The sequence below is a fragment of the Catenibacillus scindens genome (genome assembly GCF_014202115.1).
GTDB lineage: Bacteria > Bacillota > Clostridia > Lachnospirales > Lachnospiraceae > Catenibacillus > Catenibacillus scindens.
In genome coordinates, this window is the sequence record NZ_JACHFW010000009.1 from 1 (window position 1) to 23194 (window position 23194).

Below are 23194 nucleotides of genomic sequence, written 5' to 3' on the forward strand. Positions count from 1 at the left end.
AGTGCGGGAAAATCCGTCAGAATCTTTTACTCTGGGGGTTCGTTTATTTTGCAGGATTTGGGATAAAAAAGGTTGGTAGAAAGTGCCGGACAACATGAAGACTGCGCAACAAATCGCTAAGCACTTTGGGGTCAGCAAACAGGTTATCCTGCAATGCCTCAAAAAACACGGCGTTAAATTGCGGACTAGATGGGATTACCCAAAGGAAAAATAAAGGAAACATTTTGCCAGTCGTCGGACGAGATTGGCCATCGATATAAAGTATCCAAGAGAACAATTGGCAAGCATATTAAGAATGCTCTGCATGAAGAGTTGGCAAAAGACAGTTCAGTTGTCGCAAAATTTGCGACAACTGCCGTCGCCAGAGCAATAAAGGCGGCCGCACCCCCATAAAACGCAGGACTGCCTCCAGTGGCCGCACATAGGATAAATATAATTGCCACTATTGAATAAAGAATGGCACTTATTTTCATATTATCCATGCAAGTTTTTCCTCTTAAATATCTTTGAATTAGGGCTTGTATGATTATCTTATTTTACTAATGATATTCAAACGTATTCTATTTTTCTATCCTGCCATGGTGAAATCTGTGTAAAATTAGCGCGAGAAACAGCTCATTTATGTGTGTCAGGGTAAGCGTATATCTCACCATTATCTGGATTTAAATAAAGAGTAACCCATTGGCCGACTTCATAATTCTTGCTATAGACGATGGGCAGGGTAACTTCTTTTTCCTGACCGTTGACTCTGACGAGACAGAATGCGTAAACATCGCCCTCGCTGTCTTTGCGGAATCCGTGGACTCGCGCAGCGATAGGCTGAAATTCTCCCGATTCGATTTTGCGGCGGGTGCGGCGGGCTCTATAGATACGCACGACCAAGAATATAACAAGAAGCGGCGCTGCAAAAAATAACCATACTGTGCTTTCGGAAAGGATATGTCGCTCCTGCGGCAAATGAAAGAGCAGCAAACCAAACAACACTGACGGCACAAAAATAACTATGCCAATAACCAGTAGCAAAACCAGACGAGCATGTCGGATTTTTTGTTTCTCCGCCAGACTCGTGACGAGTTGGAAATCCTCCTTCTGCGGATGGTAGCGCAGTTGGAGAATATCGCCCGCTTTTGGAAGGTCATATATGCGAGGGAATATCCAGCTTCGGTGCCAGTCTACACCCTGCCATTGGAATACGAGATCCAGTTTATATTGCCGCGGCTCTAAAACGCCATCTCTATCTTTCTTGTCGATTTTCTCAATACGGAGAACGCGGGCTGTTATCAGTTTCCACTTTCGCTGTTCCAGCCGTCTTATAATGCGCCACAGCAGGAAGAATACAATAATTATGGCAAAAGGGGAAATTGTCGGGAATATAATGTTCCAAAATGCCGTTGAATTGTCCACTGACTGCTCCTCCTCTCAGATGTACATATAATCATCCAAGATAATTATACCTTTGTACTTGGCAAAATTGCCACCATTTGAAAGTAAAACCCAGATAAACTTTTGGTAAACAGATATTCTCCTGGTGAGGATATGAATTTTGTGTGGACACAAGCCTTTAAAATTATAAGTTGCCAGGCTATTTCCTTTCTGGTACAATACAAGTTGTAAATGCCTATAAGGCTTAAGACATTATCAACACGCCTCAGAGGCTCCCGGGCAGATCGGAGGTAAATACAATGTACAAAACAGTGGTAATAAAGTATTCCCCCAAGGTGAAAGACATGGCCGCAAAAGTGGAAGAGGCGGCCAACAAAATGGAGCGGGAAGGGTTTGAACTGATCTCCTGCTCAATCATGCCTTCTTCTAAAGGTATTCTGGTTTTCAAGAAAACCACCGTGGTTGGATCAATAGAATAAAGTCTTTCTCAAATAGGCCGTTTTCAGGAGTACTGGGAACGTCCATTTGTTAAATTCACGCCAGATACATGTTAAATATAGGAGAAGGTCGATAATAGCTTATGTTGAAGAAACGAACGATAGCATTACTTTTGTGTTTCTGTGTTTTTTGCTGCCTGAGTATTTTGATAGCAGCACAGCCCGTCTATGCTCAGGATGGATACCAGAAAAATCCTGTTGATTACCGTGAGATTGATGACTATCTGCGATCCGCCGTAGACAATGCCCATATTCCCGGAATGTCCGTGACGATTGTAAACAAAGATGCGGTACTATTTTCCGGGAATTATGGAGACTGCGAAAGCAGCGAAACGCCCTTTTATCTGGGTTCGGTCAGTAAATCCTTTACCGCCGTCTGTATCATGCAGCTGGTTGAGCAGGGGAAAGTTGACCTGAATGCACCTGTCTCCGCATATCTGCCGGGTGCAACCGATGGTGACAGGATTTCAGTGAGCCAACTGCTGAATCATACAAGCGGTCTTGGCCAGTACCAGACCTTAGAAAATTATAAGATCGTGAACGAGCAGGGTGTGCATCATTACGCCAATGTAAATTATTCCCTGCTTGGCGAAATAATCGAGGCTGTCAGTGGTGAATCGTACAGTGATTACATAACGAAGAATCTCTTCGAGCCGCTGCAGCTTTCCCATACTGCCGCTACGCAGGACGAAAGCGAGAAAAATGGTCTGATTGATGGCTATACAAACTATTGGGGCTTCAACATCAAAACAAGCCACAAATATCCTTCCTCCAAGGATGACTGGATTACCGTCCCTGCCGGTTACATCTCATCCTCCACAGAAGACTTGGGGAAATACCTACAGATGTATCTGAATAGAGGAAGCGGCATTCTTTCAGAATCCAGCATCGATACGATGTTTTATGGGGATACCATCTATGTGGATGGCGACATCCCTTATTGGTACGGGTACGGGTGGACGCGTATCGAGGCTCCTCTTTCTGAGCCGGTTCTGCAGCACAACGGCCTTGTCGAAACCGGGAACGCCTGCATCTTTCTGCTGCCGGAAAGCAGCCTTGCGATGGCTGTTACGGCCAATGTAAACGATTATTTTGCAGCAAACGCCATGATAGATTCGCTGGGGTGGGGCGTGGCGCTCATGCTCCTGGGGGATGCGCCAAATGAAATATCGGGCAGCACGTATGCCCTGAACCATCTCTGGCTCAACCTGACTATGTTGGCTGTACTGACAATAGCAATCATTCCGTTATGCCGACTTTCCAAATACCGGGAACGCGTACTGCTACTGCGCGGCAACAAATTGCCGGGAGTGTACTCTTTGATTGGCTTGCATTTTCTTTTACCCGCCTTCCTGCTGATGGCTGTTCCAGTATTTTTGAAAATTCCCCTCTGGGTCGTTCAGGCTTTTGTTCCTGACGTTTTCTTGACCATTATTGTTTCTGCTGTACTGCTTCTGGCCGTAGGCTTTCTAAAGGGAGGGATTCTATGGGCGCACAAGAAGACAATACGAACAAGACAAGTCTCCGGAGGAGGCCATGGATCCTCCGGCTATGCGCCGGATTGTTCATCCTGATTTTTACAGTTGGTTTTATGCTCATCGGTGGAGGGATTCTCTATTCGGCCCATCAAGAAGAGGCCGGTTATACTGGCACCACAACAGGCACGGTTGTGGGATACGAAAGCAGGATGGGAGATGCTGATGATTCCTTCCGATATTTCTATGCGCCAATCGTCCGCTATAAAACAACGAAGGGCAGCCTCTGCACAGGGATTGGGAACGTATGGACATCCAACCGCCCATTTGAAGTTGGGGAACAAATAGATATCCGATATAACCCGACACAAACAGATGTAGTCAATGTAGAAGGCTACGGCGTTTCCGTGAGCTATAAGCTGGGCATTGCCTTTTTCCTGTTTGGCTCTGCAGTATCCGTGCTCCTGCTGATTTTCCTGATTTTGACAAAGCTCATCCGCGATCCGGATAAAAGGGAGCAGATCATGGGCAAACTAGTGGCCGCCATTATTGCGCTGCTTATTGCCGGAGTATGGTGTATGCTTGCAGGGATAAAAATCACGCTGGCTGTTTTTGGGCTGCTGGGGCTATATGCCCTTTTCCAGCATTATAAAAAGAGGAGGGAACCATAAAGTCCTCTCCTCAGCTTCTGGATCTCCGGATATTTATTTTGCGACCTTCTCCAGTGCCTCGCATATCTTCTGCATTCCCAGTTTCTGGTCTTTCACTTTTGCGGTTATGGTGTTATTCACCAGAGAAAGCTTGAGTTTCGTTTTTCCACTTTTCATTTTAATAATCCGCTGGGATGGTACGAGCCCCTTTTTTATCTTCACTTCATCAAACTGATTGAAAGGAATACAAATCTTTCCATAAATGTGTGAGATATCGAATGTTTCAAGGACGGCAATGACCAGTGACTTCTCCGTCACGCCCACATAACAGGATACATTGCTCAGTGCTCCCAGTGCCAGCATCTCCGCAGTTCCTGACATAAGCGTCCCCCATGCTTCTCCCTGATAAGTTTCCCCTTCCGGGCGGATAGATTCCAGCATTTGTTTCATGTCCGTATCATTCATCAGTAGTGCCATTTTTGTTAACCTCCTTGTTTAGACATGTTGTCGCAAAAATCAACTTAATATTCTCGGTAATACTCATGGTTTTGAATCACAATACCACTCAGAAATCCGTTATAAAATGTCAGATCCAAGTGCTTTGTATATTCGGCTCCTTCCAACTCATAAGTTACGTTGTAATTTTCATATCTGTCTGATGGCTCGCCATATTGATCGATCACGTCCTCCACCGTAGCCCAGCCAAGCATCAGGCCACCCGGAAGCTGGATGTCAGCTCCATAAAAGTCCAGGCTGCCGTTGGATACCGACAGACGTCCGACCGTTCCATCTTCGATCGGTACCGATGATTCCGATGTGTTATATACCGTGACTGAAATGCTTTGCTCCTTATCATTGGTCAACGACAGCTCCCGATTAGGAAATTCGCCATATGGTTGATCAGCTCCAGCTAATCGGCTGTCAGGATCCCCCTCTGACAGCGACCATCCATTTTCAAGGAAATCGGAAAGCCTGCATGGGATCGTGTACACATCGTCATCGATCTGGATAGCAAAACTGTCCCAGTTGTTTGGCAGTTCAGGATTGGGCAGGTACATTTCCCGACCGGAACCATCAAGGTCTTCCAGATATTCCAGCGTGACCAATACAGATGTATGGGGCAGATAGACTGCTTTGGCAATAATATCTTTTTCTCCTCTCAGCTGGATCCCCTCATCATATCGATCTTCGGTGATTTCGAATGAGTGCTTTTTACCTTCTGCATCCCGACCGCGCAGGTAATATCGTGTCGGGGCATCCCCCGTTCCGGATGATCTGTCAAGATCAAACTGATGGAGATAGGTTAAGAGCGGATGGTCAAGGTATGGCGCGTCCAAAACAATCGGACGTACAGCAAAGAATATGACTGCAGCACATAGGAAGATTCCAGCAAAATATCCGATAATATGTCTTATGCGTTTCTCTGACAGAAAGAATTTTACCAGACAGACAATTGCGATAATCAGCACAGCCAAACTCAGCGCGCTTCGGAAAGCCACCTTTTGAGCGAAACCGGTTATTCCTATCACCAAATCTGTATCATTGATAAACCAGTCTAGCGCAATTAGAAGGATAATTGGCGCAAAAATAATGACACAAAGTATTACAACAAAAAGCTTTATTCCTCTTTCATGTCTTTTATTTTTCTCCACTTTGCCTTTCTCCTATTTTTTATACAGTATAGCATCGTTGAGAGAAGGCAACTAGCGCATTTTTGTAAAATTTAAGTAAATACCCATTTTTACTGCCAATCCTGCCGTTTCCAAGCGTTCCGCTTTATTCCGAGTCTTTCCACTTTTCTCCAAACCCCCAAACCACAGCCCATTTGCGGTATATTGGGGGCAACAAAATAACTTCTCGGAATCTCAATAAATGAGATTCCAACCGAAACTTGACAACTAAATATCGTGCAGGGAAAGAAATTTACGAGAAATGGACATAAACATTGGACATAGCGGGTACTATGTCTTGAAAAATCTTATGAATTCGCTTAAGATATCATTATTAGGCGGCTAATCCTAATAATGATTCTTGAAATGCCTCGACGGATGGCATTTCCCAGGCATCAAGATGTTGGAGCATCATGATGCCGTAGAGGCGGCAGTACCACATCTTTGTAGAGCGGTGCCTGCCGTCTTCTAATTTATAGTCCTCTTTCTCACGCTTATTCGAGCGTTCCACGGAAGTCCTTCTGTCATATTCCTTTTCCCATGCTTTAGAGTCCCTTGGCGGTATGTTAAATAACCTTGGATTGTCATCGGTAAAGATATGTACGGTCCTTCCGTATTTCGCCGGTGAACAGGGATGTTCACAAAAGCAGCCACGTTTTCGGTTTGCTTTTGGGCATCGGTATTTGGCCCGATGCTTGGCAGCCTCATATCCATCTTTATGCATACGTAAGCCCATCTTACAGATTGGGACGCCATCCTCATCAATGGTGAAATCGTCCTTATAAGTGGCTTGCCCGGAACCGGGGCGACGATATCGATATTATGCGCATTTTACGCGAATGTGGAGTGCAGCTGGTCTCAGCGTCAGAAAGTATTGACGATAGCCCTTCCGGAATGTTGCTTCATGGCATCATGAGCTCTATTGCTGAATTTTATTCACAGAACTTAGCAACGGAGGTCAAGAAGGGCATGGGTGAGAAGATCAAGAGTGGCGGCACCGTTGGCCGTGCGCCACTGGGATATATTAATGTTCGCCACGTTGACGAAAAAGGGCGAGAAGATCGCACTGTTGTTCCTGATCCGGAAAGAGCACCGCTCATCAAGTTGGCTTTTAAGGAATATGCTACCGGAAACTGGACTCTGGTGGATCTGGCAGAACATTTAGCCGCCTGCGGGCTTACCACTCGCTCAACCCCGAAGATATCTTCTCGTCCAATTACAGTTAGTGCGCTCAGTAAGGTATTGGGCAATTCATACTATAAAGGCGTAGTTCACTATAAGGATGTAGACTACCCGGGAAACCACGAACCGTTGGTTAGCGAAGAAACATGGAACAAAGTGCAAATTATTCTTGCCTCAAAAGTCAACGGCGAGCGCAACTTTAAGCATCCACATTTCCTTAAAAGTACCGTTTACTGCGCATATTGTGGCGAGCGATTAATCATATGCAATGAGAAGAAAAAGAATAGTACTGTTTACCCTTATTTTGTCTGCGCTGGTCGCCACAGCAAACGGCATCCAGAGTGCAAGACCAGAGCGGTACTGATCGAAGTCGTAGAAAATAAAATTGAAGAGTTCTATGACACTTATCAGCTGCCGCCAGAAGTGAGATACATGCTGGAGAGCCAAGTTCAGGGGATAATCGCAGCAGAAAGAGAAAAATACAGTGAAGAGCTAAATGGCCTTAAAGGGCAAAAAGCCAAGCTGGAGAACAAACGGCAAAAATTGCTTGAAGCTCATTACAACAATGCAATCCCTATTGACCTGCTTAAAAGCGAGCAACAGAAGATCGCCAAAGAACTGGCAGCGATTGAGCACGAAATCCGCATCCACAATACTACTTTTGAGGGGCTCACAGAAAATCTTCAGCTAAGCCTGGACATGATTGAGGATTGCGGAAAGTATTATCGCAATGCCGATAACGCTACTAAGCGCCTTCTCAACCAGGCTATCTTCAAGAAAATCTATGTGAGCAACGCAGAAGATGATGAGTTAAAGATTGAGCCTCAGTTCCGAGCGCCATATGATCAGATACTGGAGCCCATTAAAGATGATCTAGCAAAGATCAACCGGACGAAACAAACCATGTCAGATAGACTTCAACAGTTTATCGAGACGGCAAAAGGCCACATCCAAGCAATCTTTGGATGTGGCCTTAATGCGGACAATAATTCCAATTTTATCGAGAATACTTCGAACCAATCAAAATTTTTTGGTCAGATTAGTTCGAGTAAGAATATTCTAGTCGGAGTGACAGGATTTGAACCTGCGGTCTCAACAACCCGAATGTTGCGCGATACCAAGCTTCGCTACACCCCGACAGCAAAGTTATGATATCACGTTCCAAAAATAAAATCAAGTATTTTTTACAATTTTTTGAAAATTTTTGAAAATTCGGTTACTATTCACAGTCCAATGTCATTTAGTTTACGATAAAAGAAGTCTATCTTCTTTGGAATAAAGCAGTGATCACATCCTTGTGACCATAATTCAGGGGAATCGGAGACATTTTACGGTTTGTGGTACGAATTTTTTGTACGACAAAAAGACAGGTTGCATATCTGCCTTTTCAAGAGGTATAATGATGATGATGTTTATGCAGCCCGATATAGGAAATATCGTGGTCTCCGGAAATGAGCAGTTTGAAGTCTTGAATATTGACGATCTCTCCGGATGGGGATCAATTCCCTTTGCAATAGTGACATCACATCATACTGGTCTTTCTCCGTGGTCAGACGGAGGAAGACCCTGCATATATGTGCGGCTATTGTAAAATTGACTTTATATTCATGTTTTGTGTCATGGGTTTCCAGTACCGTACAGTTGACCATGGTTTCCGTTATATTATAGGCAATGAGTTTTGCCCAGATCTCCTGTTCAATATACTGTGGTTTATAGGAATGGAAATTGCTCAACCCTATGGTATATTTCAGCTTTCTGAAAGAAGATTCAATCCCCCATCGGGCATAGTACAGCGCCTTGATACGTTCCGGCGGGAATTCATCACGAGGCAGGTTCGTAACGAGACATTCATAAGAAGACTCCTGGAGATGGAATCTTACAATCCGAAACGCAAGTTCATAGGTGTCATAACTGCCGTAAGGGATGTAATCAAAAGTAGCCGCCTGATCCACAAAGCGCTTGTAAGTGCCGGGATTGACCGGAACTTTTCTTGAATGACTTCGGACCAGAGTAACCCGGACATCGATGTCAAAAGAGTCTTCTTTCGGGAAATCGAAATTGCCAACCAGTCCTTTGGAGTGGATGTCTTTGGTACGGAACACAAAGAACTGTCCTTGTTCCATTACGTGTGCCATGTTGTTGTAAGAACAATAGCCGCGGTCGCCGATATAGACATTCTTTCTTTTTTCGGGGATTACGTGGCGGTCAACCATGTCACAGAAAGCCCCGAATTCATTTTTGTAATGGACAGGCTGGATCAGGGCATCCGTATAAGTGTGGGTTGTGAGATCATAAAAAGCATTCAAATGCATACTGTAGACGCCTCTGATGGAATTGCCGGGTGAGCAATAATACTCATCTGGTGAAAACGATGGAGAGCTGAAATACGAAAAAGTCGAACCGTCCGCAGCCAGAAAACGATAGTTGCCATCACGTAAAGTATCTGGGAGCAATTCCGTGACAGAGGAATTAAAAAGCCTGAAGACAGCTTCCAAGGCGTTCGGTTTCAGTTTCTGACGCTGCTGGTTAAGGGCAGAAGAAGTCGGCATGGAATCCGCATCAATTCCCCCAAAGTCAAGCATTTCCACTCTGGTGGAGGAAGAACCTTGTGAAACGAGAAAAGAAATAAGGCTTCGGGCAGAAATCTTTCGGGTTCTTTTGAAATCAACATCCGGATGCATGGCATATTCCGAAATATCAGAACAAATATGTTCTACAGACGATTCAAACAGATCTTTAATTTTTTGATGAATCATAGAGATGTGCCTCCTTGAAAAAGCGATATATTGCAAATTCAAGGGGCCGCTCTCGCTGCCTCTTAAATATAATCAACAGCGAGAGCGGCCGCACATTTTGGGTATTTTGTCAATACCCTACAAAAAAATGGTTAGACCCCTAATAGGTACTCTAACCATTCTGGACACAAGGTGTTAACTAAATGACATTGGACTGTGAATAGTAACAAAATTTGCGTAACAGTTAAGCCCGCTCCTGCGCTGGGCCGCGCTTACGCAAGCATATGCTATCCCACGCATTCCTGATAGCTGAACTGTTCACCCCAAATATTTTACCGCATTATAAATATTGATCAGGATGATCACCGCCATCAGCATAATGAAAAGCTTGTCCACTACCTTATCATTAATCTTCTTATTGATCGCTCTTCCACACATTCCCCCCAGTAGTCCTGCGACTGCCATTCCCAGAAGAAGAAGCCAGGAAAACTCAGGCAGCCCGGTGAACAGTGTCTGCAAAAAACTTGTTGCCTGAGAAAACAGTATAATATAGAGAGAATTTTGAGCGGCCACCTTTGTGGTCATAGAGAAGAAAAAATATAAAACAACAAGGTTAATGGGGCCGCCGCCAATACCCAGGAAGGATGACATGATCCCCAGGACAAAACCAATAATAAGACACACCAGTTTACTTTTAATATGATATGTATGTATTTTATCCTTCTTTACAGTATAGATCAACGTCCCCAAAGTGATAACGCCCAGAGTGATCGCCTGTACCGCCCCGGCAGTATTGGGGTCCGGAAACAGAGATTCCACCCACTGAAACAGACTTTTGCCTGCAACCCCTCCGACAGCCGCACCTACCGCCAAGGGGGTTCCTACCGCCATATCAATACTTGAAGAATGGGATACCCTTGAGCGGACAACCGAATAGCAAGACATGACAAGAACAGTGCATCCAGACAAAAAACCGATGGTCGATACACTCAACACGCCGAAAGCATCCAGTACCGGCTTGATGATAACCCCTCCGCCAATTCCGCAGATAGCTCCGATAATGGACGCGCCGAAACTTACCGCAAAAAAGATAATGTACACCAAAAACATTTTCCCCGCCTCTTTTCACAAATTTTTTGCAGCCTTTCAGCCATCAGAGATGGCACGGGCCAAACTATTATAAATATTGTAACATGTATACATGCGGAAGTAAAATACTATCCAGTAAAACGATTGCTTTCTTCTTTTAAAATATGTTATACTTTTGTTTATTGCCAAATCGTAACCATTCAGCCGTAGATTTTAAGATTCTCGCAGCTAACACAGTTTTACCGCCATATCCAGCGGCTGAATCGGCAGATTATATAAAGGAGACTTAAAACATGTCAAAAACTACATACGATGCAGACAGTATTGCCGTCCTTGAGGGCCTTGAAGCGGTCCGAAAAAGGCCGGGAATGTACATCGGAAGTGTTTCCCGAAAAGGTCTGAATCACCTGATCTATGAGATCGTCGACAACTCTGTGGATGAGCATCTGGCAGGTTTTTGCGACCAGATCTATGTTTATCTTGAAAAAGACGGTTCTGCCACAGTATCGGACAATGGACGGGGTATCCCGGTGGGAATGCACAGCAAGGGGATTTCCGCCGAGCGCGTCGTCTTTACCACTCTCCATGCGGGAGGCAAATTCGATGATTCCGTCTATAAAACAAGCGGCGGCCTCCACGGCGTAGGTTCTTCCGTAGTCAACGCCCTCTCCGCCTATCTGGATGTCCAGGTTGCCAGAGACGGCCAGATCTACCACGACCGATATGAGCGGGGTGTCCCGGTTATTGATCTGGAGGACGGCCTTCTTCCAGTCATCGGGCGTTCCAAAAAGACGGGAACGACTATCAATTTTCTTCCTGACAACGAAATTTTTGAAAAAACCCGTTTTAAGGAGGACGAGATCAAGAGCCGGCTCCACGAGACGGCCTACCTGAATCCAAAACTGACTATTATTTTTGAGGACCGCCGCCAGGAACCGGCAGAACATATTGAATATCACGAGGAAGACGGTATTATCGGCTTTGTCCGGGACTTAAACCGCAATAAAGAAGCGATCCATGATCCCATTTATTTTAAAGGGGAGTCCGAAGGCATCACTGTGGAGGCCGCATTTCAATATGTCAACGAATTTCATGAAAATGTCCTCGGCTTTTGCAACAACATCTATAACGCAGAGGGCGGCACCCACATTACCGGCTTTAAGACCATGTTCACCACAGTCATGAACAATTACGCCAGAGAACTTGGGATTTTAAAAGAAAAAGATGGAAATTTTACCGGCACTGACATCCGCAACGGAATGACAGCGGTTATTTCCATAAAACATCCGGCCCCAAGGTTTGAAGGCCAGACAAAAACAAAACTGGATAATCAGGACGCCGCTAAAGCTACAAGCAAAGTGACCGGCGAAGAGATCCGGCTTTACTTTGACCGAAATCTTGAAGTCTTAAAAAATATTCTCGCCTGCGCGGAAAAAGCAGCCAAAATCCGCCGCACCGAGGAGCGGGCAAAAACAAACCTTCTCACCAAGCAGAAATTTTCTTTTGACTCCAACGGCAAACTGGCCAACTGTGAAAGCAGAAATCCACAGGAATGTGAAATCTTCATTGTGGAGGGAGACTCAGCCGGCGGATCGGCCAAAACGGCCAGGGACAGAAATTTCCAGGCTATCCTCCCTATCCGCGGCAAAATCCTTAATGTGGAGAAGGCCAGCATTGACAAAGTCCTTGCAAACGCCGAGATCAAAACAATGATCAATGCCTTTGGCTGCGGCTTTTCCGAAGGCTACGGCAACGACTTTGATATTACGAAACTCAGGTATAACAAAATTATTATCATGGCCGACGCGGACGTGGACGGCGCCCACATATGTACCTTACTTTTGACACTCTTCTACCGTTTTATGCCGGAGCTGATCTATGAGGGCCATGTGTACATTGCCATGCCGCCCTTATACAAAGCCATGCCCCAGAGGGGAAAGGAAGAATATCTCTACGACGACAAAGCCCTGGAAAAATACCGGAAAACTCACAAAGGCCCTTTCACCCTCCAGCGCTACAAAGGTCTTGGCGAGATGGACGCCCAGCAACTTTGGGAAACCACATTAAATCCCGAAACACGGATTTTAAAACTTGTGGAAATCGAGGACGCCCGTATGGCCTCAGATGTAACGGAAATGCTCATGGGCACAGACGTTCCTCCCCGCCGGGCTTTTATTTACAGCCACGCCCAGGACGCCCAGCTTGACATTTAAAACGGTGATTCAATACAGATTAAGAGGTTGATCAATCTATGAATAAAGAAGAACAGATTTTGCGCACAGAATACTCTGAGATCATGCAGAAATCTTACATTGACTACGCCATGAGCGTCATCATTTCCCGGGCCCTGCCGGACGTGCGGGACGGATTAAAACCGGTGCAGCGGCGCACCCTCTACGATATGTATGAGCTGGGCATCCGCTATGACCGGCCCTACAGAAAATGCGCCCGTATTGTTGGCGATACCATGGGTAAATATCACCCCCACGGCGACAGCTCCATCTATGAAGCCTTAGTCGTCATGGCCCAGGAGTTTAAAAAAGAACTGCCCCTGGTGGACGGTCACGGCAATTTTGGTTCCATTGAGGGGGATGGCGCCGCAGCTATGCGATACACCGAAGCCCGCCTGGCCAAAGTGACCCAGGAGGCTTTTCTCTCCGATCTGGACAAAAACGTAGTAAACTTTATGCCCAACTTTGACGAGACAGAAAAAGAGCCGGAAGTGCTTCCTGTGCGCATCCCAAATCTTTTAGTCAACGGTTCCGACGGTATCGCCGTAGGTATGGCCACCAGCATTCCCCCCCACAATCTTGGAGAAGTTATCGACGCTGTGAAAGCCTACATGAAAAATGACAAGATTACTACCCAGGAATTAATGACTTACGTCCAGGGACCAGATTTCCCCACCGGAGGGATTGTCATCAACAAAAATGAACTGGTTCAGATTTACGAAAGCGGTCAGGGAAAAATCAAACTGAGAGGCCGGGTTTGTGTTGAGAAGGGAAAAGGCGGCAAAGAGCGCCTTGTCATCACTGAGATCCCTTATACAATGATCGGCGCAAATATCGGTAAGTTTTTAAATGATATCTACACCCTTGTGGAAACTAAAAAGACGACGGATATTGTAGATATCTCCAACCAGTCCTCAAAAGAAGGGATACGCATTGTCCTTGAACTGAAAAAAAACGCAGACACAGACAAACTCATCAATATGCTCTACAAAAAGACCCGCCTTGAGGACACCTTCGGCGTCAATATGCTGGCTGTTGCCAACGGCCGCCCTGAAACTCTGGGACTAAAAAGTATTATTGAATACTTTTTAGACTTCCAGTTCGAGATCACTACCCGAAAATACCGCACTATGCTTGAAAAAGAACTGGAGAAAAAAGAAATTCAGGAAGGACTGATCAAAGCCTGCGATGTCATCGACCTGATTATTGAAATTCTCCGGGGCAGCCAGAACTTAAAACAAGCCAAAGCCTGTCTTGTGGACGGCATCACTGAGGGCATTCGATTTAAGACGAAAACGTCCCAGAAAGCGGCCTCCCGCCTTCATTTTACAGAAAAACAGGCCACCGCTATTCTGGAAATGCGCCTGTACAAACTCATCGGCCTTGAGATTGCCGCCCTTGAAAAAGAACATGAGCAGACGCTGAAAAATATCGCCACATATGAGGATATTTTGGAAAATCACTCCAGTATGTCCAAAGTTATCGAGAAAGAACTGAACGCTCTGAAAAAAGCCTATGGGGTTCCGAGAAAAACAACAGTGGAAAACGCCGCGGCAGCCGTATATGAGGAGAAGAAGTTTGAAGAAATGGAAGTCATTGTTTTAATGGATCGCTTCGGATACTGCAAATGTATTGACCCGGCCGCCTACGAGCGGAATAAAGAGGCGGCAGATTCAGAAAACCGCCACGTCCTGCGATGCATGAACACCGACAAAATTGCTGTCTTTACAAACACCGGACGACTCCATCTTCTCCGGGTGCTTGATATCCCCATGGGGCGCTTCAGGGACAAAGGCACGCCAGTGGACAACCTGTGCAACTACGACAGTTCCGGGGAGTATATGATCTACGTCAATACATTGAGCCATGTGATCACCTCACATCTTCTCTTTGTCAGCCAGGAAGGCTATCTGAAAGTTGTCTCCGGCTCCGAATTTGACGCCAGCAAGCGCACCATCGCTGCCACGAAGCTTATGGAAAATGACGCTATCGGGGCAATTCTCCCGGTGCAGGATGAAAAAAATATTGTCTTACAGACGAAAAACGGTATTTTTATCCGATTTTTAACGGAAGAAGTGCCGGAAAAGAAAAAAGGAGCCATCGGCGTGCGGGGAATACGCCTGACCGACGGGGACAAAATTGAACAGGCATGGCTCATAGCCAACCCAACGGAAGAAAACATTGTGTTGAAAGATAAAGAAATTCCCGCCTCACGGATAAAGCTGTCTAAGCGGGATACAAAAGGCACAAAGCTGAGGCTGTGATTATTGCCCGGCACATGTATGCACTGGAAATATTTATGCCTCCCCAGTTATGGCGGAGGCATAAATTATTTATTCCCGCAGGCAATTCGCCAAATGGACGCGCTCACGTGTCCATTTGGCGGTGCTGTGTGCCAGTGGCACACGTTTAGCATTTTCCCAGGCCCTCAAACATCCAGTTTTTATAAGCCTCCACACCGGGCTGATCAAATGGATTAACCCCCAGCATTTTTGCTGACAAATAGCAAGCAAACAGGAAGAAATAGAACATCTGCCCAAAATGATACTCATCCAAAGTATCTATGGTTAGAATCAGGCAGGGAAGTTTCTGGCAATGAGCCTTCACTGTAGCTTCAAATGCCGTCCGGTTAATGTTTTGAAAATCCATGCCGTCCAGATAATCGAAGGCATCTTTAATTCCGTCATTTTCAACAATGAGAGAGCCTGTAGCCTCTCTGACATTCAAAAAAGTCTCAAACATCAGCGGTGTTCCGTCCTGGACAAACTGTCCCACCGCGTGCAGTTCCTCAGAATATTCCCCGGTGACAGGAAACAGCCCCTTCCCGTCTTTGCCCTCAGTCTCCGCAAAAAGCTGAACCCACCATTTATAAAACCAGCGAAAGGCAGGCTCAAAAGAGGCCAGCATTTCCAGGGTATATCCCTGCTCAAGGTACATATTTCTCAGGCAGGCATACCTAAAAGCTGTGTTCTTTATGGCCGGAGCCTGGAGCAGCTCTCTTTCCATATCTGCCGCGCCTTTCACAAGCCTGCGTATGTCAATCCCCGCCACAGCCATAGGCAGAAGACCTACGTTTGTGAGAGCGGAAAATCTGCCACCCACATCCTCAGGAAAATCCAAAAATGTATAACCATGTTCCCTGCAGATTTGTTCCAGCAGGCTTCCCCGCGTTCCGGTGGCAATGATCCTCCGGGCCGCTTCCTGGCTGCCATAGGTATCATACATATATTTTCTCAGAATACGGAAGGACGAACCAGGTTCCAATGTTTCAAAATTTTTGGCGATACAGTCAATATAAATCCTCTTTCCCTGAACTTTATCCATCATCTGACCAAGGGCCGCCGGAGAAAGGGTATTTCCACCGTAAATGATCTGAGGGCTGTCCTCTGTCTTTAAAGCCTCAATTACAGATCTTGCCGCATTGTTTGAGCCGCCCACTCCAATCAAAACAAAAGCATCTCCGTCCGCGCGGATCTGATCCGCCAGGGCCTGGATACGGTCAAGGGTATCTTCCCCCGCCCACTGGCTGGTGTGGAACCATCCGAGAAAATCTTTATATTTTTCTTCTCCCGACACAACCTGAGAAAGGACATTTTCGTGGGCTTTTATATAGCTGTCCAGCCGTTCCCCGCCTCCGGTTTTTGTATCTTTAATATCCAGTGTGATCAAAAAAACACCCCCTGTAGTCTTCAGCCAGGAATATGACCGTACTCATCCATACAGTCTTTTTGCGGATCTTCCATGCACAGATGGACAGACGCCAGCTTAAAAGTTCTCGGCAATGCTAAAATATTAGGATTTTCGCCCACATATTTTTTCTTGGCATCTTCAAGAGCTTCCTCAAAAGTGGCTCTTGTCTTTAATCCCATACCTCTGGCATATCCCGGTTCCTGGGCCCCCACAATGTAGATAGCGCTTGTGTTCATCTCCGCAATGTGTCCGCAGGACATCATGCTGAACCCATGGAACGGATGGAAGGCATTGGTAAACCGGTATTTACGTATATATTCTTCATTTGTGGCAAAATATTCGCCGTACCGGTTCATATCTGGCAGTGTATTCATATAGTCATGCTGGAATACTGTGTAAAGTTCTCTCAAATAAGGCCACAGCTCATCGTGGAAAAATCCGTTACATGTGGAGGCGCAGATGATCACGCAGTGATCGCTCATAATTCTCTTAAATCGCAGAACCTGAGCGCTTAAAGCCTGCATCATCATAATCGGATTTGTCCCCATGCCATCGCCGTAGTGGAACTTCTGAGGCATACCAAAAACAAGGACATCGTATTTCTTTTTGGCCCAGTGAACATAAGTCCGCTTATCTGCAATCTTCCAGCTCACCGGCATCATTTCTTTAGCATAGCCGGAATAAATAGCAATCTGTCTGGAATAAGTGTCCAGCACCGCATCACAGCAGAAGAAGGGATGGCCCATTTTCTCCTCCATATGCATACTGATCTCGTCAAATTTAGTGCGCATCAGGCTTCCTCCATTGACCGGTGTAAAGTCTTTCCGGTGCATCACCGATGGCACATGATGGCTGGCGATACTTCTCCAGTTCGTGATCCCTGTAGCGCTGTGTTTATAGCCGCCGGAATATCCGCCGTAAGGATTGCCCTGGACATGGCCAATGAGAATCGGAACATCGCATTCATATACATATTTATTCATAAACACAGGGTCGCCCCGACGGGTTACGCCAAGATCCACCATATGATCCGGATCTTCGCTATCGTGGCTAATGATCTGGCCAGATGGCCAAAATTCCTGAAAGAGTTCTTCTCCGAAAATCGCCCTGGCATCGCTCTCTTTGCTTCTAGGATGAAGACCGTTGGAGATAATAAACAAAATATCCTTCTTTTCCACGCCAACGCTGTAGAGTTCCCTCAGAATATATTTAATACTTAACTTTCTGTGGCTTGTGGGCTGTTCGCCGCCTTTCACCCGGTCCGGCACCACAATACACACTTTGCTTCCTTTGTGGGCAAGCTCTGACAATCTGGGCATCCCGATGGGATGGGCCAGACTTTCAAGATATGCCGCCTCAAGTTGATCTTCAGGAATACAGGGCGGATCTTTTACTGTCTCTCCTGGGATAAAAATATCTGTATCGTCCGGCAAACACGCCGCCATAGTTCCCTGCCCATATTCAAATTCCAGATTCATGATCATTCCTCCTTAAAATTACTGATAAATTAACCTTCCATATAAAGACGTATAATCTCAAGATACTCCTGGGGATAATATCCGATCTCTCCAGAAAAACGGGTCAGGGCGATCAAACCTCCGTCAATTTCTTTAATGGAAGCCAGCATGGCCGCATTGTCCTGCTTTAGCCCTCCGCCGTAAACAATATCCATACCGCCGGTATGCTCTTTCACAAAGGTCGCGATCTTTGTAATGTAATCTTTTCCCGCCGGCGTTTTTCCCGGCCCAATGGACCATACCGGTTCGTAAGCAATTACCACCTTTGACCGGTCCACTCCTTCCAGGCCGATATCAAGCTGAGCCCCTAATACTTCCTGCCATTTTTCCTGTTCCTCACTTTTTTCTCCAATACAGTAAAGGACTTTAAGTCCTTGGGACAGAGCTGCGCGGATTTCTCTGTTGAGCAGACGGTTCACTGCCGCCGTGTCCGTCACACCGGCCTCAGCCAGTATGCCACCTTTATCATTGCGCTCCTCACAGTGTCCGATAATCACAGACTCGCAGCCTAAAGCTGCCATAGCTGCCGCCGGACGGTTTGTCGTAAAAGCGCCAAAATTACCTCCCACAGTCACATCTTCTCTGAATACGCCCTGGCAGCCGACCTGAACAGGGCTGTCCTCGTCTTTTGCCGCCGCGGCAGACAAAATGTGGGCCTCCGGGAAATACATGGCAAACTCTACAGCTTTCGGGTCATAGGCTTTTAAGGCTTCCTGAGTGTTTTTCACAATGTAACCGCCCCAGTCTTTCACGTCACAGATCCTGTTGACACCGCCCATAGAAGCCGGCACATCAAATCGTTTCAGGTTCAAGTAAATATGCTTCATTATTTTCCTTCCTTTCTGCCGGACAGCCGGTTAAATGAAATCATATCCGGAAGCGCTTCCCCTATAAGCGGCCGACACCACCGCAAAAATTCCTCTGTGACACCATTTCCGGCCTCATTAATAAAGTTATCGGGCATTGTCCGCTCAAACATCATCACCTGGTCAATATCTGCCAGGAAAGGTTCTATTTTATAAGGTTCATCGCTAATTCTTCGGAAAGCTGCCATTTTTCCGGATTCACCTTCAAACGCCGCTTCGCAGGCCATTCTTCCGGCCAAAACCGCCTCATCCCTGTCTACAGGGCTCTGCCAGGCAATGGAGGCCCGCCCCAAGAGTCCCGGTTTTTCTCCCCGTGCCTTGTATCCAAGACGGTCAATAACAAGATTAGCCAGATGAGAACTTACATCCCCAAAATATGTGGCCCGCTCCGTCTTAAATACCGGCTTGACAATAGGGTTTCCATCCTTGTCATGCAGCCCCTCGCTGGCGACAACGACAATCCCGCTTTTTTTCCTGAGGAGTGTTTCCACATCCCTGATAAAACAATCTTCATCAAAAGCCCTCTCCGGAAGATAGATCAGATCCGGACCATAGCCTTTCTCCCCTGCCAAAGCCGAGCTGGCTGTAATCCATCCGGCATTTCTGCCTGATGCTTCCATAACAACCACATGGATAGGAAGGGAACGCACATCAGCGCATAATTCCTGGACTGAGGCCGCCATATACCGGGCCGCGCTCCCAAATCCGGGACTGTGGTCCGTGATGGCTATATCATTGTCTGTGGTTTTGGGGATTCCCATAACTTTCACATCCATACCCTTCTGGACAAGAGCTTTATGCAATTTTCCGCAGGTATCCATAGTCCCGTTGCCTCCGGAAAAAAGCACATAGCCAATATGATGTTTTTCAATAAGTTTTGTCATTTGTTCATAATCATCCTGCCAGATCGGATCCCTGGACGTCCCTATGGCAGTTCCCGGAGTTGCCAGAAGCAGTCCAAGCTCCTCTTCCGAAAAAGCGCCAAGATCAATAAAATCTTCTTTTAAAAAACCTCCGGTGCCGTTGTTCGCTCCGTAAATATGGTCCACCTGTCCGGATGCCTTTGCCGCCTTCACAGCCCCGTAAAGGGATGCGTTTAATACCGCCGTCGGACCGCCGCCGTGGATAATCACAAGATTTTTGCCCATTTTTTTCCTCCATTTGACCAAAAAGCCCTGCGGCAGCCACTGCCGCAGGGTACTTTGGAATTGCTGCTTAAATTAAAGCTTATTGACCTGCCTCTTTCATAATATCAAATAACACGAAATCGGAAACCGGAGTCTGCCCTTCTTCTTCTGTCAGCTTGCCGTCAGCAACAAAGTTTGCTTCCTGGATAGCATAGTAGCCTTCGATAGTTCCATCATCTACATACTGTAAAAGTGTGGCGGAATCCAACCATGCACCGTCAGACGTCTGTTCCAGGGCGCTGGCTTTATCTGTTCCGCAGGCTTCTGCTACATATCCGGCAACTTCATCATAATTAGCTTCCTGTGAACCATAATCCATAGCTTTATAGAGAGCCCTTGTAAAGCTTACAAGAGTATCTTTGTTTTCCTCAGCGTAGGATGGAATACATACCCAGCTTGCGCAGTCTGCGGCTTCATCCGAGAAAGAAACATTGGTACATAAAACCTTAGCGTCATCGCCCATTTCCGAAAGAATTGTATTGGTACTTGGGGACCATGGAGCGCAGGCGTCCAGAGAACCGGAAACCATAGCGCTGATCATATTACTGATCTCCATATCATAAGCCTGAATATCATCCATAGTCAAACCAACAGAGGCCAACGCTCTTCTGAGGATTGTTTCAGAGGATGTTCCTGACGCATATCCTACAGTCTTTCCTTCCAGATCTTCCAAGGATTCCACACCGTGGGAAACAAGGCCCACAACACTGTCCGCGTTTCCAAGCTGCTGGAAGCAAAATACATCAACATTTCCCTGAATCGCCAGAGTATGGGCACCAGGTCCGATGTAAGCGACATCAATAGATCCTGATTCCATGGAGGCAATCTCTGTAGGACCATCCTGGAACATAACCATATTTACTTCGAGCCCTTCCTCTGCGAAATATCCTTTCTGATCCGCGGTGGCTACAGCCCACAGGGATGCATAGTTTGGCATAAATGCCACATTAACAGTCTTTAACTCGCCGGTGGAGGCAGCGGCCTCAGTTTCTCCAGCTTCGGCACTGCCCGCTTCAGTTTCAGCCTGGGTATCATCCCCTGCTGCCTCGCTCTGGGCACCTGTGGTATCCGCCGGTGCGGATGTGGTATCTGTAGATCCGGAACCCTGGCCGCATCCGGCGAGAAGGCCGATAGCCATTGTTGTTGCCACAAATAATGATAAAACTTTTCCTTTCATAAGTAAGAACCTCCTTTTTTACTTTCTGACAGCCAGATATTCCTGATAAACCTGACTCCAGATATGATTTTTAAGTTCAATAAAACGTTCGCTCATTTTTGTTTCCTGATCTCTCGGATAAGGGATGTCAATATCCACCACTTCTTTGATCCGTCCGGGTCTGGCGCTCATGATCACAACCCGGGTTGCCAGGACGATGGCCTCTTCAATATCATGAGTGACGAAGAAGCATGTTTTGTGTTCTTCTTCCCATGTTTTTAAAAGCTCTGTCTGAAGCTGTGTTCTCGTCTGAGCGTCGAGGGCGCCGAAAGGCTCATCCATTAAAAGTACTGATGGATTCATAGCGTAAGCTCTGGCGATAGCCACCCTCTGCTTCATACCACCGGAAAGTTCTTTGGGATAAGAATCTGCGAACTTTTCCAGCTCAACCATCTTCAGATATTTTTCCGCCGTAGCGTCTCTCTGGGCTTTATCCATGCCTTTTAACTTTAATCCAAACTCTACATTCTTGCGGACAGTCAGCCAGGGGAACAGAGCATACTGCTGGAACACAACGCCTCTGTCAGTTCCCGTTCCTTCTACTTTCTTTCCATCCACGATCACCTGACCCGCCGTAGGTTCCAGCAGTCCGGCAATAATATTGAGCAATGTGGACTTCCCACAGCCGGACGGGCCAATAACACAAATAAATTCATTTTCTTGAATGTCAAAATCAACGCCGTTAAGGGCCACAACTTCACCGTTTCTTGTTTTATATCTCTTCTCCACGCCCTGGATGCTGACTTTTATATTTCCCGTTTTTCCTGCCATCCTGTTAACTTCCTTTCAACTACTTTAAGAATTTTTTCTGCCGCCATACCGATAATACCAATAATAATGATATACAAAAGCATTGGCTGAGTTTCATAGGAGTTGGACAATGCCTTAATACGCATTCCAAGACCTGCCATAGCTCCCGTAGATTCTGCCGCAATCAGTGTCGTCAACGCTGTGGAAATACCAAGCCGCACCGCTGTAATAATAAATGGTGTCGTTGCCGGGAAGATAACTTTTACAAACAAGTTCACATCATTGGCTCCCAGTACCCTGGCCGCTTTGATCAAAGTCTCATCCACATTGATAACACCCTGGAATACTGTAACTGTCATGATCAGGAAAGTAGCCAGCCATATAACAATGATCTGAGGAGTACGTCCAACACCCACGCCGATAACTACCAGGGGAACGTATGCTAAAGGCGGGATATTACGGATGAACTGAATCCACGGTTCAAGTATGTAGCGCACCGGCCGGTACCATGCCATCAGGAAAGCTACTGGAATTGATGTCACAAAACCAATGGCAAATCCGGCGATTACCGAAATCAAACTGCTGGAAATATCTTTCAGCAAAAGTCCCCGCCCCATCATAGTTCCAATGGACTGGATAACTAAGACTACATTAGGAAAAACTCTTCCTGTACTTTTGCCAAAGGACAACACTGTCCACAAGATCAACGCCACCGCCAGCGAGATCAGCAGCCATACACCTTTAGGGATTTTACTAATCACATCGCTTCTCTTCTTCTTACCCATAGTGTAACCTCAACCTTCTTTCTGCGGATTTCCAACCGCTTTTGCATTTAGGAACTTTTTCACCGCTCCAAATGTTTTGTATAATTTATATAATTATAATGGCACACTCAAAAAATAATTACAATATTTGTTTAGACAAACGTTTGCATACATCTCTCTTTTTATGGTTTATTTAATCAATAAATTAAATGGTATCTCCAAAAAAGATATACATTATGTACAATTTTATTTGCGTAAAATATACAAAAACCACAATTTACATTTTTTTCAC

General features: G+C 46.1%; 19 protein-coding genes, 1 tRNA gene and 1 pseudogene. 6 read left to right on the forward strand and 15 right to left on the reverse strand.

What is annotated here, in order from left to right; genetic code table 11:
• Positions 1 to 185 precede the first annotated feature (185 nt).
• Together HNP82_RS10980 and HNP82_RS10985 are read right to left on the reverse strand one after the other, a co-directional pair.
• Positions 186 to 482: a hypothetical protein gene (locus HNP82_RS10980; protein ID WP_183774550.1), complete on the reverse strand. Its 297-nt coding sequence runs from the start codon at positions 480 to 482 to the stop codon at positions 186 to 188.
• Positions 483 to 615: 133 nt separating this feature from the next.
• Positions 616 to 1404, reverse strand: a complete 789-nt coding sequence (locus HNP82_RS10985; protein WP_183774553.1) for a hypothetical protein — start codon at positions 1402 to 1404, stop codon at positions 616 to 618.
• 278 nt (positions 1405 to 1682) lie between these two features.
• Between HNP82_RS10985 and HNP82_RS10990 the strand changes: the two genes are divergently transcribed.
• The 3 genes from HNP82_RS10990 (at position 1683) to HNP82_RS11000 (ending at position 4026) form a co-directional block, all read left to right on the forward strand.
• Positions 1683 to 1862, forward strand: coding sequence for a hypothetical protein (locus tag HNP82_RS10990; RefSeq protein ID WP_183774556.1), 180 nt, complete (start codon positions 1683 to 1685; stop codon positions 1860 to 1862).
• Positions 1863 to 1963: 101 nt separating this feature from the next.
• Positions 1964 to 3454, forward strand: coding sequence for a serine hydrolase domain-containing protein (locus HNP82_RS10995; protein WP_183774559.1), 1491 nt, complete (start codon positions 1964 to 1966; stop codon positions 3452 to 3454).
• 17 nt (positions 3455 to 3471) lie between these two features.
• The gene (locus HNP82_RS11000) at positions 3472 to 4026 is read left to right on the forward strand and encodes a DUF3592 domain-containing protein (RefSeq protein WP_183774562.1); all 555 of its coding nucleotides are present in this window, start codon (positions 3472 to 3474) and stop codon (positions 4024 to 4026) included.
• A gap of 33 nt (positions 4027 to 4059) precedes the next feature.
• On the opposite strand, the gene HNP82_RS11005 is transcribed toward HNP82_RS11000, so the two are convergent.
• The 3 genes from HNP82_RS11005 to HNP82_RS11015 all read right to left on the reverse strand — a co-directional run bounded on the left by HNP82_RS11005 (position 4060) and on the right by HNP82_RS11015 (position 6399).
• Positions 4060 to 4482 carry a hypothetical protein gene (locus HNP82_RS11005; protein WP_183774565.1) on the reverse strand — a complete coding sequence of 141 codons (423 nt, stop codon included), beginning with the start codon at positions 4480 to 4482 and terminating at the stop codon, positions 4060 to 4062.
• Between the two features lie 44 nt (positions 4483 to 4526).
• The gene (locus tag HNP82_RS11010; RefSeq protein WP_183774568.1) at positions 4527 to 5657 is read right to left on the reverse strand and encodes a hypothetical protein; all 1131 of its coding nucleotides are present in this window, start codon (positions 5655 to 5657) and stop codon (positions 4527 to 4529) included.
• A gap of 352 nt (positions 5658 to 6009) precedes the next feature.
• Positions 6010 to 6399: a hypothetical protein gene (locus HNP82_RS11015; RefSeq protein ID WP_243164743.1), complete on the reverse strand. Its 390-nt coding sequence runs from the start codon at positions 6397 to 6399 to the stop codon at positions 6010 to 6012.
• A gap of 98 nt (positions 6400 to 6497) precedes the next feature.
• Between HNP82_RS11015 and HNP82_RS18820 the strand changes: the two are divergent.
• Positions 6498 to 7238: pseudogene (locus HNP82_RS18820) on the forward strand (recombinase family protein); the annotation flags it as partial.
• Between the two features lie 682 nt (positions 7239 to 7920).
• Here the strand turns inward: HNP82_RS18820 and HNP82_RS11030 are convergent.
• From HNP82_RS11030 to HNP82_RS11040, 3 genes are all read right to left on the reverse strand, one after another.
• Positions 7921 to 7994: transfer RNA gene (locus tag HNP82_RS11030), tRNA-Pro, on the reverse strand.
• A gap of 275 nt (positions 7995 to 8269) precedes the next feature.
• Entirely contained in the window at positions 8270 to 9613 is a 1344-nt protein-coding gene (locus HNP82_RS11035; protein WP_183774571.1) for an IS4 family transposase, read from the reverse strand.
• 297 nt (positions 9614 to 9910) lie between these two features.
• Positions 9911 to 10702 (reverse strand): sulfite exporter TauE/SafE family protein, encoded by a 792-nt coding sequence (locus tag HNP82_RS11040; protein WP_183774573.1) that lies wholly within the window; start codon positions 10700 to 10702, stop codon positions 9911 to 9913.
• A 272-nt stretch (positions 10703 to 10974) separates the two neighbouring features.
• Here HNP82_RS11040 and HNP82_RS11045 point away from each other — a divergent pair, with 272 nt between their 5' ends.
• Together HNP82_RS11045 and HNP82_RS11050 are read left to right on the forward strand one after the other, a co-directional pair.
• Entirely contained in the window at positions 10975 to 12894 is a 1920-nt protein-coding gene (locus HNP82_RS11045) for a DNA gyrase/topoisomerase IV subunit B (RefSeq protein ID WP_183774576.1), read from the forward strand.
• A 38-nt stretch (positions 12895 to 12932) separates the two neighbouring features.
• A complete protein-coding gene (locus tag HNP82_RS11050; RefSeq protein WP_183774579.1) occupies positions 12933 to 15176 on the forward strand; it encodes a DNA gyrase/topoisomerase IV subunit A in 2244 nt (747 codons plus the stop codon).
• Between the two features lie 145 nt (positions 15177 to 15321).
• Here HNP82_RS11050 and HNP82_RS11055 read toward each other — a convergent pair whose 3' ends face one another.
• The 7 genes from HNP82_RS11055 to HNP82_RS11085 all read right to left on the reverse strand — a co-directional run bounded on the left by HNP82_RS11055 (position 15322) and on the right by HNP82_RS11085 (position 22923).
• Positions 15322 to 16581, reverse strand: coding sequence for a glucose-6-phosphate isomerase (locus HNP82_RS11055; protein ID WP_183774582.1), 1260 nt, complete (start codon positions 16579 to 16581; stop codon positions 15322 to 15324).
• 20 nt (positions 16582 to 16601) lie between these two features.
• Positions 16602 to 18080 (reverse strand): lactate racemase domain-containing protein, encoded by a 1479-nt coding sequence (locus HNP82_RS11060; protein WP_183774585.1) that lies wholly within the window; start codon positions 18078 to 18080, stop codon positions 16602 to 16604.
• Between the two features lie 29 nt (positions 18081 to 18109).
• The gene (locus tag HNP82_RS11065) at positions 18110 to 18946 is read right to left on the reverse strand and encodes a triose-phosphate isomerase family protein (RefSeq protein WP_183774588.1); all 837 of its coding nucleotides are present in this window, start codon (positions 18944 to 18946) and stop codon (positions 18110 to 18112) included.
• On the reverse strand, positions 18946 to 20133 hold the full coding sequence (locus tag HNP82_RS11070; RefSeq protein ID WP_183774591.1) for a diphosphate--fructose-6-phosphate 1-phosphotransferase: 1188 nt from the start codon (positions 20131 to 20133) through the stop codon (positions 18946 to 18948). Before HNP82_RS11070 ends, HNP82_RS11065 begins: the two co-directional genes overlap by 1 nt.
• A 79-nt stretch (positions 20134 to 20212) precedes the next feature.
• Complete coding sequence (locus HNP82_RS11075; protein ID WP_183774594.1) at positions 20213 to 21349, reverse strand: ABC transporter substrate-binding protein; 1137 nt, start codon at positions 21347 to 21349, stop codon at positions 20213 to 20215.
• Between the two features lie 18 nt (positions 21350 to 21367).
• Positions 21368 to 22159, reverse strand: a complete 792-nt coding sequence (locus HNP82_RS11080; protein ID WP_183774597.1) for an ABC transporter ATP-binding protein — start codon at positions 22157 to 22159, stop codon at positions 21368 to 21370.
• Positions 22135 to 22923 carry an ABC transporter permease gene (locus tag HNP82_RS11085; protein ID WP_183774599.1) on the reverse strand — a complete coding sequence of 263 codons (789 nt, stop codon included), beginning with the start codon at positions 22921 to 22923 and terminating at the stop codon, positions 22135 to 22137. Before HNP82_RS11085 ends, HNP82_RS11080 begins: the two co-directional genes overlap by 25 nt.
• Positions 22924 to 23194: the final 271 nt, after the last annotated feature.